This is a genomic window from Herbaspirillum lusitanum P6-12, from assembly GCF_000256565.1.
Classification (GTDB): Bacteria; Pseudomonadota; Gammaproteobacteria; order Burkholderiales; family Burkholderiaceae_D; genus Herbaspirillum; species Herbaspirillum lusitanum.
Genome location: NZ_AJHH01000151.1, coordinates 1 through 12075 on the forward strand (window position 1 = coordinate 1; position 12075 = coordinate 12075).

At 61.5% G+C, this 12075-nt stretch carries 11 protein-coding genes and 1 pseudogene; 4 read left to right on the forward strand and 8 right to left on the reverse strand.

Annotation, left to right across the window (positions count from 1 at the left end):
- Window positions 1–362 (reverse strand): YhdP family protein (locus HLUSI_RS27080; protein ID WP_040503183.1); only part of this gene is annotated, 362 nt, incomplete at its 3' end.
- 189 nt (window positions 363–551) lie between these two features.
- Between HLUSI_RS27080 and glnE the strand changes: the two are divergent.
- A pseudogene (gene glnE / locus HLUSI_RS27085) lies at window positions 552–3282 on the forward strand (bifunctional [glutamate--ammonia ligase]-adenylyl-L-tyrosine phosphorylase/[glutamate--ammonia-ligase] adenylyltransferase).
- Between the two features lie 52 nt (window positions 3283–3334).
- On the opposite strand, the gene HLUSI_RS0105130 reads toward glnE, so the two are convergent.
- The 7 genes from HLUSI_RS0105130 to tkt form a co-directional block, all read right to left on the reverse strand.
- A complete protein-coding gene (locus tag HLUSI_RS0105130; protein WP_029363146.1) occupies window positions 3335–4063 on the reverse strand; it encodes a class I SAM-dependent methyltransferase in 729 nt (242 codons plus the stop codon).
- Between the two features lie 89 nt (window positions 4064–4152).
- On the reverse strand, window positions 4153–4842 hold the full coding sequence (lepB, locus tag HLUSI_RS0105135; RefSeq protein ID WP_016832948.1) for a signal peptidase I: 690 nt from the start codon (window positions 4840–4842) through the stop codon (window positions 4153–4155).
- A gap of 125 nt (window positions 4843–4967) precedes the next feature.
- Complete coding sequence (locus HLUSI_RS0105140; protein ID WP_050977639.1) at window positions 4968–5483, reverse strand: hypothetical protein; 516 nt, start codon at window positions 5481–5483, stop codon at window positions 4968–4970.
- A 194-nt stretch (window positions 5484–5677) separates the two neighbouring features.
- Window positions 5678–6691 (reverse strand): type I glyceraldehyde-3-phosphate dehydrogenase, encoded by a 1014-nt coding sequence (gene gap / locus HLUSI_RS0105145; RefSeq protein ID WP_016832950.1) that lies wholly within the window; start codon window positions 6689–6691, stop codon window positions 5678–5680.
- 9 nt (window positions 6692–6700) lie between these two features.
- Entirely contained in the window at window positions 6701–7054 is a 354-nt protein-coding gene (locus tag HLUSI_RS34755; protein ID WP_330987111.1) for a GNAT family N-acetyltransferase, read from the reverse strand.
- The gene (locus tag HLUSI_RS34760) at window positions 6970–7269 is read right to left on the reverse strand and encodes a hypothetical protein (RefSeq protein ID WP_330987113.1); all 300 of its coding nucleotides are present in this window, start codon (window positions 7267–7269) and stop codon (window positions 6970–6972) included. Before HLUSI_RS34760 ends, HLUSI_RS34755 begins: the two co-directional genes overlap by 85 nt.
- A complete protein-coding gene (tkt, locus tag HLUSI_RS0105155) occupies window positions 7266–9260 on the reverse strand; it encodes a transketolase (protein ID WP_029363147.1) in 1995 nt (664 codons plus the stop codon). Before tkt ends, HLUSI_RS34760 begins: the two co-directional genes overlap by 4 nt.
- Window positions 9261–9570: 310 nt before the next feature.
- Between tkt and HLUSI_RS0105160 the strand changes: the two genes are divergently transcribed.
- The 3 genes from HLUSI_RS0105160 to HLUSI_RS0105170 all read left to right on the forward strand — a co-directional run.
- Complete coding sequence (locus HLUSI_RS0105160) at window positions 9571–10296, forward strand: 16S rRNA (uracil(1498)-N(3))-methyltransferase (RefSeq protein WP_016832953.1); 726 nt, start codon at window positions 9571–9573, stop codon at window positions 10294–10296.
- 164 nt (window positions 10297–10460) lie between these two features.
- A complete protein-coding gene (locus HLUSI_RS0105165; protein WP_016832954.1) occupies window positions 10461–10928 on the forward strand; it encodes a YidB family protein in 468 nt (155 codons plus the stop codon).
- A gap of 215 nt (window positions 10929–11143) precedes the next feature.
- On the forward strand, window positions 11144–12075 hold a 932-nt coding region (locus tag HLUSI_RS0105170; protein WP_016832955.1), incomplete at its 3' end, for a bifunctional riboflavin kinase/FAD synthetase.

A 12075-nucleotide genomic window follows, 5' to 3' on the forward strand; every position in this document is an offset into this window, starting at 1 on the left:
AGCGCGGCCTGTCCGGCGCTGTCGTGGATCACGACTTCACTCAGTTCCAGCTGCGGCCGCAATCCGCGCCAGGAAGCGTCGATGTCGGCAATGGTGACCGGACGACCGACGGCGCGCGTGGCGATCTTTTCGATGTCGCCCTTGTAGCTGTCGATCTCGGGGAGGATGCCGTAGCGCAGCGTCAGGAACAGCGCGCAGAACAAGAAATAGGCCAGCACCAGCAGCTTGAAGACGAACCCGATGACGCGGCGCGTGGCGCTGCCCAGATGGCAATAGGCGCCTCTGACCCCACTCCACGCGGTACGCCAGGCGGCAGCGCGACGGCCGGTCGGCGGGATAGCGTCGTTTTGGTCTTCGGACATCAGGGGCAAGAGGAAAAACTCACGGTAGAATGAAACAAACGTCGTAGCCCGGCATCATCGCATGGAAGCGTGGTTTGACCTAGAGGACGGAGGCCCGTTTTCGTGGAGGAAAACCCCGGCTTTACCATCTTTAACCTCGTATCCAACCCGATATCCTGACAATTTGTGACTAACTCCCTTCTCGACAGCATGACGGCTTCCCGGTTCCTGGCCCGTTGGGCCAATGCCGATGCGGCGCGCCCCGCCCAACTGGCGGAATTCTCGCAATTATCCCTGAACCGTGCGGTTTTCGAGCGCGTTTTACAAAATGACATGAATACCGCTCGCGCGCCGGAAACAGGTGGGGGTGGAGGCGTGGGTACGGCGGCGGCGCTCAACGGCCCGATGCGGCGGCTGCGCAACCTGATCGTCTGCACGCTGATCGAACGCGACCTGAGCGGCAAGGCCGATCTGGCCGAAGTGGTGCGAACCATGAGCGAATTCGCCGACTTCGCGGTCCAGACCCATCTGCAGGCGCTGATGCAGGAAATGACCGCGCTGTACGGCATGCCGATCGGCGAGGAATCGGGCAGCGAACAGGAAATGATCGTGCTCGGCATGGGCAAGCTCGGCGGCGGCGAACTCAACGTGTCTTCCGACATCGATCTGATCTTCGTCTATCCGGAAGATGGCGACACACTTGCCGGCCAACCCGGCCAGCGCTCCCTGTCGAACCATGAATTCTTTATCCGGCTGGGCAAGAAGCTGATCGCCGCGCTGTCCGAGATCACCGCCGACGGCTTCACCTTCCGCGTCGACATGGCGCTGCGTCCCAACGGCGGCTCCGGCCCGCTGGTGGCCAGCCACAACATGGTCGAGGAATACCTGATCCGCCAGGGCCGCGAATGGGAGCGCTACGCCTGGACCAAGGCCCGCGCGCTGACCGGCAAGGATAGCGACATCGCCGCGCTGGAAGCCATCAGCCGGCCGTTCATCTACCGACGCTATCTCGACTTCGGCTCGATCGACGCGCTGCGCTCGATGCACGCGCAGATCCGTGCCGAAGTCAAACGCCAGGAATCGCTGCACCCGGAACGCAGCAACAACGTCAAGCTGGGTCGCGGCGGCATCCGTGAAATCGAATTCACCAGCCAGGTGTTCCAGCTGATCCGCGGCGGCCGCGACCCGGAACTGCGTGACCGCTCCACCCGCGCCACGCTGCGCACGCTGGCCGACAAGAACCTGCTGGCGCCGGACGTGGTCGCGCAATTGCTGGAGGCGTACACTTTCCTGCGCAATCTCGAACATCGCCTGCAATACCTGGAAGACGCGCAAACCCACACGTTGCCGGTCAACGACAGCGATCAATTGATCGTCGCCCAGATGATGGGCTACGCCGACGTCGCCGCGCTGCTGGCCGAACTGGAACGCCATCGCCGCATCGTGGCCGGGCAATTCGACACCATCTTCAGCGACAAGCAAGGCGGCAACAACACCGACGACCGCGCGGACTCGGAAGGCGACGGCGCCGTCTGCGAACTCAACGATGGCGAGAGCGCAGAGTCGATCGCCGATACGCTCACGCTGCTCGGCTACGACGACGTCGACGGCGCTGCCCAGCGCGTGCTGGCGACGCTGCAGTCGCCACGCCTGCAATCGCTGCCGGAAGCCAGCCGCACGCGGCTGATGACGCTGATCAATGCGGCGCTGCCGATCATCGGCGCAATGCCCGACAAACGCCTGCCGACCTTGCGCCGGCTGTTGGATTTTTTCGAAGCGATTGCCCGCCGCGCCGCCTATCTGGCGCTGTTGACCGAATATCCGCATGCGCTTACACGGGTCATCCGCATGATGGCCGCCAGCGACTGGGCAGCCCAATACCTGACCCAGCATCCGATCCTGCTCGACGAATTGCTGGACGACCGCAACCTCAAGGCGCCGCCCGACTGGCCGGCGTTCACCCAGGATTGCCAGCGCCAGCTCGACACGGCGCCTGGCGACACCGAACGGCAAATGGACATCCTGCGCGAAGTCCATCACGCGCAACTGTTCCGGCTGCTGGCCCAGGATCTGGAAGGCGAACTCAGCGTAGAGCATTTGGCCGACCACTTGTCGGCGTTGGCTGACATCTTGGTCGCCGCCACCATCCAGGCGGTCTGGCAGACCATCGCCAACCGCCATCGCGAAGTGCCGCAATTCACCGTGATCGCCTATGGCAAGCTGGGCGGCAAGGAGCTCGGCTACGTGTCCGACCTCGACGTGGTGTTCCTCTACGACGACGACGATCAGGAAGCGCCCGGCCTGTACGCCAAACTGGCGCAGCGCTTCATCACCTGGATGACGTCGCACACGCCGGCCGGCACGCTGTTCGACATCGACATCGCCCTGCGTCCGGACGGCGCCAGCGGCCTGTTGGTCTCGCCCTTGTCTTCCTTCGAGAAATACCAGCTCAATGCGGCCTGGATCTGGGAACACCAGGCGCTGACGCGGGCGCGCTACTGCGCCGGCGACACCGGCATCGGCAATCGTTTCGAAGCCTTGCGTGAAGACTTGCTGCGGCAGGAACGCGACCCGCAGAAACTGACCCAGGAAGTGCTCGGCATGCGCATGAAGATGCACCAGGCGCATCCCAATCCCAGCACGCTGTTCGACCTCAAGCATGACGACGGCGGCATGATCGACATTGAGTTCCTGGTGCAATTCCTGGTGCTGCGCTACGCCTCGCAATACCAGCAGCTGACCGGCGACATCGGCAACATCGCGCTGCTCAAGCTGTGCGGTTCGCTGGGGCTGATCGACGCTGCGCTGGCCGACGAAGTGGCCAATGCCTATCGCCTGTTCCGCAAGCTGCAGCATCAGATCCGGCTGCGGGGCGATCGAACGCGTGCAAAAGGAAAGCGACAGCGTCAAGCGGCTGTGGTTGGAAGTGTTCGGGGGATGATGGGGTTGAAGCTGAAGGTGCAGCCGGATCCCAACGGGCCGGCTGCAAAAATTCAGACGACCGGCTTGACCGCGACCAGGTTGATCAGGGTTTCTTCACGCACGGCATTGGGCTTGATGCGCAGTACGCGCTCCATCAGGCCGAGGTCTTCGCGGCTCCACCACAAGTAGGGATAGGAAATCGACTGCGGCGCCACCTGGAAACCGGCGCTGCGCACCAGCGCCAAATATTCCCCGGCGGTCTTCTGCACTTCCATCGGATGGCGAAACAGCAAACGAATCATCCACGAATGGATATAGCGCTTGGTCGACTCGGCGAACAGCAATACGCCGCCCGGCTTGAGCACGCGGAAAAACTCCTGGATCGCTTCTTCCTGCTCGATCAGGTGATGGAAAGTCTGGTGGCAGAACAGCAGGTCGACGCTATTGTCTTCCAGCGTCATGTGCGAGCTAGAGCACTGGATGAGTTCGGCACGGATGCCTGCGCCGGCGGCTTCCTTCGCGGACGCCTCCAGCATGTCCGGATTAATGTCCATGCCGATCAGCCGCTGCGGCGCAAAGCGCTCATGCAGCTTGATGAGCGAACGCCCCCAGCCGCAACCGACGTCCGCCACCACCGGATACGAAGCCCGACGGTCCGGGATCAGCGGCTCCAAATCCTTGAAGGCGCGCTCCAGTACATGCAGGGTCCAGGTATGGGTTTGCAGGAACCAGATGCCGAAGGCGCTCTCGGGGACGTGAGGATGGAGGTGCGGCGATTTGACGATCAGGGGAGCGTTCATATTCTTGTGGTCTTGCGTGACGAGCGAGCATCATGCCCTGCCTTGCCGGGAAATGCAAAACCTGCCCCCCTTCAGCGCGCAACGCCCGCTTAACCGGCGTCCTGCAACGCCGCGCCGAAACGCTTTACGCGCGGCAAATAATGACGTTGCGGATCGAGCGAAAACATCACACGGCTGACACGGCCGGTCAGCAAAGCACGCGGCACGAAACCGATATAGCGTGAATCCTTGCTGTCGTCGCGATTGTCTCCCAGCACCAGGTATTCCCCGGCCGGCACGATCATCGGGCCGAAGCTGCGCAAGGCCATCCGCTCCGGCAGCAGCATCACGCCGTGTGCCATGGCCGGCAGGCTTTCCCTGACGATCATCTGGCGTCCTTCGTAATCCGGCATGCGATGCGACGCCGGTGCTGCGGCTGCGGCGTCGTAGGTCATCGGGGCGCCGTTGATGACCAGTTGCTCGTCACGCATTTCGACGATGTCGCCGGGCAGGCCGATCAGGCGCTTGACCAGGCGCGTTCCGTCTTCGGGTGAACTGAAGGTGACGATGTCGCCGCGCTGGGGATCGGCGATGCGGCCGACCACGATATCGGTGAACGGCAGCTTGACGTCATAGGCCAGGCGATTCGAAATGATGCGGTCGCCGATCAGCAGCGTCGGGTACATCGACGCCGACGGCACGCCGTACCAATCCGCCACGGCGCTGCGGATCAGCAGCATGCCGAGCAGGAAGCACAGGAAGCCCTTGTTGGCGGAAATCAGTTTCTTGATCGCTTGCATATCGTTCATTCCATGAAAAACGCCCCGACTGGCGGGGCGCGTTGTCAACCTTGAACTGCTTTCTGCAGGTCGGCGCGCGGCGAATCGACACATACCATTCGATTCGCTCCTGCCGCCCAGTCTACTTACTTTTTGCTCGAGCTGCTGTCGTCGCGATCGCGATTCCTGCGACTGCTGCGGTCGCTGTCGCCACCGCCGTCCTTGCTCTTGCTGTCTTTACCGTCCTTGCCATCCTGCTCCGCCTTCTCGCGCTCACGGCGTTCGCGGCGTGCGGCGCGATCATCCTTCGGCGCTTCCTTGTCCTTGGCGGTATCGGCTTCGGTCTTTTCAGGCACCGGCGGCGGCACCACGGTCGGGATGTTTTTGGCCGCCATGTATTCGTGCATGTCCTTCCAGCCCGCAAAAATGCCCGCCTTCAGCTTGTCGGGATTACGCTGGTAGCAATCTTCCAGGCTCTGACCGGCCTGGCGGCAGCCCGCTCCCAGCGCGATGCCTTCGGCCTTGGCTTCTTCCGGCGTCTGCTTGGGTTTGGTGAAGCTGGCGACATAGTCGCAGGCGCTGAGCGAGAAGCTCAGGGCCAGCATGGCAATCAGCTTGACGCCGTGGCTACGCAAAATCGGTGTTGAAGAAGGTGACGACATTACAGCCCTCGATTAATTATTGTTAAATCGTCAATAAAAAAGGCTATCGCAAAACGGATTTGCAACAGCCTTTCCAGAACACATCGTCTGGTCATTGATCCGCCCAAGATATTTTCTTAGACATCGCCTGACAAGCATGCGAAGAAAAGAAGCCAAATTAGGCCGGATCAATCAAAAATGACGCTTGAAACCGATTATTTTGCCGAAACCAGCGCCACGGTCGTGTCCAGCATGCGGTTCGAGAAGCCCCACTCGTTGTCATACCACGACGAAACCTTGACCAGACGACCGGAGACCTTGGTCAGGGTCGAGTCGAAGTTCGACGATGCCGGGTTGTGGTTGAAGTCGACGGACACCAGCGGCTCGGTGTTGTAAGTCAGGATGCCCTTCAGCGGGCCGGCTTCGGAAGCCGCCTTCATGATGGCGTTGACTTCATCCACGGTCGTGTCGCGCGCGGCGATGAACGACAGGTCGACGATCGAGACGTTGATGGTCGGCACGCGGATCGCGTAGCCGTCCAGCTTGCCGTTCAGTTCAGGCAACACCAGGCCGACTGCGGAAGCGGCGCCGGTCTTTGCCGGGATCATCGATTGCGTGGCCGAACGGGCGCGGCGCAGGTCTTCGTGATAGACGTCGGTCAGGACCTGGTCGTTGGTGTAAGCGTGGACGGTTGTCATCAGGCCGTTGACCAGACCGATCTTCTCGTGCAGCGGCTGGACCAGCGGCGCCAGGCAGTTGGTGGTGCACGATGCGTTCGAAATCACGGTGTCGGTGGCCTTCAGAACGCCGTCATTGACGCCGAACACGACAGTCGCGTCGACATCCTTGCCGCCCGGTGCGGAGATGATGACTTTCTTGGCGCCGCCCTTCAGGTGGGCGCTGGCCTTTTCTTTGGTGGTGAAGAAGCCGGTGCATTCCAGCACGACGTCAACCTTCAGCTCGCCCCATGGCAGTTCTGCCGGATTGCGTTGCGCCAGCACCTTGATGCGGTCGCCGTTGACGACGATCGAGTCGCCGTCGACTGTCACGGTGCCCGGGAACTTGCCGTGGGTGGTGTCGTATTGAGTCAGGTGGGCGTTGGTCTTCGGATCGCCGAGGTCGTTGATCGCCACGATCTGGATGTCGTGTTTTTTGCCGCCTTCGTAGTGAGCGCGGAGGATGTTGCGGCCGATACGGCCATAGCCATTGATTGCGACGCGGATAGTCATGTTTTCTCCTTAAGAAACAGTAGTAATTTTGCCGATGGAACCGATGTCGCGCCAGCCGTAGGCGACTTCGATCAAATCCAGTTCATCCCACTTGAAGGTCTGTTCTGCCAGCAGCAGCGCATCGAGGTGCGCGTAAAAGTCGCGTGCCTTTTTGTTCTGCGCCAATACCCAGACCAGCATGTTGGGCGCACCTGCCGCGCCCAGTGTTGCCGCCACTTCGGTCAGCAGGCGGCGTCCGATGCCGGCGCGCTGGGCCGAAGGTAAAACGTACAAAGCCGTCAGTTCGGCATCGAAATCCAGCTTGCGTTCCGCCAGTGTGATGCCGGCGGCGAAACCCACCAGTTCGCCTTCCGTTTCCGCCACGAAGGTGCCAGCACGCGCGTCCACATGCGCGTGCTGTCTTCCACCTTCATGCCATCCAGGTAGGCATCCGGAATCAGGCCGCGATACGCTGCGCGCCAGCTGTCGATGCGCACCTGAGCGATCAGGGCGGCATCGTCGACCGTCGCACGCCGGACCGTTACCGGTCCCTGGACGTTGGTGATGTCCTGCCCCGGGACCTTGCCGGCGAGACTCATGCCAGGATCAACCTGGCCTTGGCGACGACGTTCTCGACGGTGAAGCCGAAATGCTTGAACAACACGCCGGCCGGAGCCGATTCACCGAAAGTGTCGATGCCGATCACAGCGCCTTCCAGGCCGACATACTTGTGCCAGGTGGAAGTCACGCCGGCTTCGATCGCCACGCGCGGCACGCCGTGTTGCAGGACGCTGGCCTTGTAGGCCGAGTCCTGGCGGTCGAACACGTCGGTGCTCGGCATCGAGACGATGCGCGCCGGGATGCCTTGCGCCGCCAGTTCATCGGCCGCCTTGACCGCCAGTTCGATTTCCGAACCGGTGGCGATCAGGATGATCTTGGCGTCCTTGGCTTCTCTGAGGATGTAGCCGCCGCGCTTGATGTCCGCGACTTGCTGCGGGGTGCGCTCCTGGAACGGCAAGTTCTGGCGCGAGAAGATCAAGGTGCTCGGACCGTCGTTGCGCTTGACTGCCTGTTCCCACGCAACAGCCGATTCGACCGTGTCGCATGGACGCCAGTTGTCCAGGTTCGGGATCAGGCGCAGGCTGGAAACGTGTTCCACCGATTGGTGCGTAGGACCGTCTTCGCCCAGGCCGATGGAATCATGCGTGAACACGAACAGCGCGCGCAGCTTCATCAGCGCGGCCATGCGCAGCGCATTGCGGCTGTAATCGGAGAAGGTCAGGAAGGTCGCGCCGAACGGAATGTAGCCGCCATGCAGGGCGATGCCGTTCATGATCGCGCTCATGCCGAATTCACGCACGCCGTAGTTGATGTGATTGCCGGCGACGTCGGCGCGCACGGCCACCGATTCCTTCCAGTTGGTCAGATTGGAACCGGTCAGGTCGGCCGAACCGCCGAGGAATTCAGGCAGCACTTGCGCGTAAGCCTGGATCGCGTTCTGGCTGGCCTTGCGGGTGGCGATGGTTTCTTTCTTCTCGATGGTGCTGGCGATGTAAGCCTGCACTGCCGCGTCGAAACCTGCCGGCAACTCGCCCTTGAGGCGACGCACCAGCTCGGCGGCTTCGGTCGGGTACTTGGCCTGGTATGCCTGGTACAGCTTGTTCCAGTCGGCTTCCAGTTGCTGGCCTTGCGCCTTGCCGTCCCATGCGGAATAGATGTCGGCAGGGATTTCGAACGGCGCCGAAGTCCAGCCCAGCGCTTCGCGCACGGCCGCGACTTCCTTGTCGCCCAGCGCCGCGCCGTGGACCTTGTCGGTGCCGGCCAGGTTCGGCGAGCCTTTGCCGATCACGGTCTTGCAGCAGATCAGGGTCGGCTTGTCGGCCAGCTTGGCCTGATGAATGGCGGAGTTGACTGCCTCGACATTGTGGCCGTCGACCGCCGGAATCACGTTCCAGCCGTAGGCTTCGAAACGCTTCGGGGTATCGTCCTTGAACCAGCCTTCGACCTTGCCGTCGATGGAGATGCCGTTGTCGTCGTACAGCACGATCAGCTTGGACAGGCGCAATGTGCCGGCCAGCGAGCAGGCTTCGTGGGAGATGCCTTCCATCAGGCAGCCGTCGCCGACGAAAGCGTATGTGTAGTGATCGACCACTGCCAGGTCAGGCTTGTTGAATTCTGCAGCCAGCAGCTTTTCAGCCAGCGCCATGCCGACGGCGTTGGTGATGCCCTGGCCCAGCGGACCGGTGGTGGTTTCGACACCCGGCGTGATGTGGACTTCCGGATGGCCGGCGGTCTTGGAATGCAGTTGGCGGAAGTTCTTGATCTCTTCCATCGGCAGGTCGTAGCCGGTCAGGTGCAGCAAGGCGTATTGCAGCATCGAGCCGTGGCCGTTGGACAGCACGAAGCGGTCGCGGTTGGCCCATTGCGGATTGGTCGGGTTGTGGCGATAGTGCTTGGCCCACAATGCGACTGCGATTTCCGCCATCCCCATCGGCGCGCCTGGGTGTCCTGAGTTTGCTTTCTGTACTGCGTCCATTGCCAGCGCGCGAATCGCGTTGGCCATCTTGTCGGTAGGGAGTGTGGAAGTCATGTCGATGTCAAAGAGTTGCGGATTGCGGTCGAACTACGTCGTTACGAACAATTCGGTCTTAACCGGACCTAACATTAATTAACGCGCGCATGTCGGATGCCTTGCCGGTCGGCCCGGATGAACTCCCGGAACGAGCCAGACTGAGCCAACTATTTTACCAGAGACCAGCCCGAAGAATTAAAATCGCCCCATGCCGGCAGCGCATTACGGCATGTCAAAAAACAATTTTTTACACGTTTTTGCCGCCGCTGCAGGGTAAATCGCTTCAAATCGTTGCCAATTGCCATTTTTCTATCGGATCGCCCATCACATGCCCCGCTTTTATTGTCCCGACTCCCTGGCCATCGGCACGACGCTGGCTCTGCCCGATCAGGTCGCGCACCATGTCCAGGTGATCCGGATGCAACTGGGCAATCCGATCACGCTGTTCAACGGCCAGGGCGGCGAATATACGGCCGTCATCACCCAGATGGAAAAGAAGCGCGTGCACGCCGAGGTCAAGACTTTCTCGCCGCGCGAAGCCGAGCTGTCCTACGCCGTCACGCTGGCGCAGGCGCTGCCGGAAGCCTCGAAGATGGACTGGATCATCGAAAAGGCCATGGAGCTGGGCGTAGCCGCGATCCAGCCGCTGGCGGCGCAACGCTGCGTGGTGCGACTCAACAGCGAGCGCGCCGAAAAGAAACAGAGCCACTGGCAAGGCATCATCCAGGCCGCCGCCGAACAAAGCGGCCGCAACCGTCTGGCGCATCTGGCCCCGCTGACCGAATTCAACAGCTGGATCGGCCAGAGCGACCTGCACAAGCGTATCCTGTTGTCGCCACGCGGCGAGCAATCGCTGTCGGACTGGGCGCGCCATCACCCGGCGCAGGCACTCAGTCTGATAGTCGGCCCGGAAGGCGGCTTTACCGAGGCCGAAGAAAACCTCGCCTGCGACCAGGGCGCGCTGATGCTGTCGATAGGACCGCGCGTGCTGCGCACCGAAACCGCCGGCCTCGGCGCGCTGGCTGCAATCAATGCGATCTGGGGCGAGATGTAACAACAAAACAAGGAGGGAGAAACCCGCAATATCTCCCTTTTTTTCGACAACGCCGGAGAGCGCCAGCCGTTGCACTACCTCACGTTGCGTCTTTTCTGCAACTCATCTCCGGTCATGCAGTCATTCCGGAGCCGCACCCCACTTTTTGACTCAGGAGAATTTTCATGGGCTTACTCGACAGCGTACTCGGCGCACTCGCCAATAATACAAACGATGTGAACGCCGGCGGCGATCCCAAAGCAGCGCTGATTCAGGCGGTACTCGGCATGCTGGCCGCCAATCAGTCCGGCGGCGCCTCGGGAGGATCAGGTGGACTCGGTGGACTGGGCGGCTTGCTCGGCAACCTGCAAAACGCCGGCCTCGGCCAGATTGTCGACTCCTGGATCGGCACCGGCCAAAACCAGCCGGTGTCGGGCGATCAGCTGGCGCAAGCGCTGGGCGACGATCAGTTGAGCGGCCTGGCGCAAACGTCCGGCATTCCGCAAAGCGACATCGCCGGCCATCTGGCCCAGATTCTTCCCGGCCTGGTCGATCACTTGACGCCAAACGGCCAGATGCCCCAATCCGGTGGCGATCTCGGTTCGGAAATCGGCAACCTGCTTGGCGGCTTTCTCGGCGGCAAGTCAGCCTGATTCCCGTGACGCTCGCCGGAGCAATCGCCACGCCATCATTGCCGGTTAATCACTAGCTGCATGCCAAGGAAAACATTCAAAAACGACAACATTCCTCATACCCGGAATAGCCGGAAGCGCTTGATTGCCGCCGTTTCGCCGCCAAATCAGGGGTAAGCCTTCGAAAACATTTATAATGGAAGGCTTTTGCAACGGCATCACTCTTAACCTCTTCCATGAAGGTATTTCGCGGACTTCCCAATGCTGAATCGCGTGCGCCCTGCGCGCTGACGATCGGCAACTTCGACGGCGTGCACCGTGGCCACCAGGCGCTGCTGGCGCAGGTGCGCGAAGCTGCAACCCGCCTGAACCTGGATGCCGCCGTGATGACGTTCGAACCGCATCCGCGCGAGTTCTTCGCGCAATTGGCCGGCACTCCGGAAAAAGCCCCGCAACGCATCGCCAACCTGCGCGACAAGCTGCAATCGCTGTCCAACGCCGGCGTCGACCGCGTGATCGTCGAACATTTCAACAGCAAATTCGCCTCCCTGTCGCCGCAAGACTTCATTGAAAAGATCCTGATCCAGGGTCTGCATGTGCGCTGGCTGCTGGTGGGCGAGGATTTCTGCTTCGGCTCGCGCCGCGCCGGCAATATCCAGACACTGATCGACGCCGGCAAGCAATACGGTTTTGAAGTGCACACCATGCCGAACGTCAACAACGAAGGCGTGCGCATCTCGTCGTCGGCGATCCGCGCGGCGCTGGCGAAAGCTGACTTCCCGCATGCGCGCCAGTTGCTGGGCCATTCTTATGCGATTTCCGGCCACGTGGTGCACGGCAAGAAACTCGGCCGCACCATCGGCTTCCCGACGCTGAACATGCGCGTGCGCCACAAGCATCCGGCGCTTTCGGGCATCTTCATCGTGCAGGTGCATGGGCTCGGCGACAAGCCCTTGCCGGCCGTCGCCAGCCTGGGCGTGCGCCCGACGGTGGACGACAGCGGCCGCGTGCTTCTGGAAACGCATATCTTCGATTACAGCGGCGATTGCTATGGCAAACTGCTGCGCGTGGAATTCCTGAAGAAGATTCGCGACGAAGAGAAATACGTCGACCTGCCGACATTGACGGCAGCCATTGAACGCGATGCGCAACAGGCGCGCGCCTGGCG

Bases quoted from the DNA above. Each gene is read 5' to 3' on its own strand.
- HLUSI_RS0105160 (WP_016832953.1), top strand. From the start codon at position 9,571: ATGCCCCGCTTTTATTGTCCCGACTCCCTGGCCATCGGCACGACGCTG.
- lepB (WP_016832948.1), bottom strand. From the start codon at position 4,842: ATGCAAGCGATCAAGAAACTGATTTCCGCCAACAAGGGCTTCCTGTGC.
- tkt (WP_029363147.1), bottom strand. From the start codon at position 9,260: ATGACTTCCACACTCCCTACCGACAAGATGGCCAACGCGATTCGCGCG.
- HLUSI_RS0105140 (WP_050977639.1), bottom strand. From the start codon at position 5,483: ATGTCGTCACCTTCTTCAACACCGATTTTGCGTAGCCACGGCGTCAAG.
- HLUSI_RS0105130 (WP_029363146.1), bottom strand. From the start codon at position 4,063: ATGAACGCTCCCCTGATCGTCAAATCGCCGCACCTCCATCCTCACGTC.
- HLUSI_RS34760 (WP_330987113.1), bottom strand. From the start codon at position 7,269: ATGAGTCTCGCCGGCAAGGTCCCGGGGCAGGACATCACCAACGTCCAG.
- gap (WP_016832950.1), bottom strand. From the start codon at position 6,691: ATGACTATCCGCGTCGCAATCAATGGCTATGGCCGTATCGGCCGCAAC.
- HLUSI_RS0105165 (WP_016832954.1), top strand. From the start codon at position 10,461: ATGGGCTTACTCGACAGCGTACTCGGCGCACTCGCCAATAATACAAAC.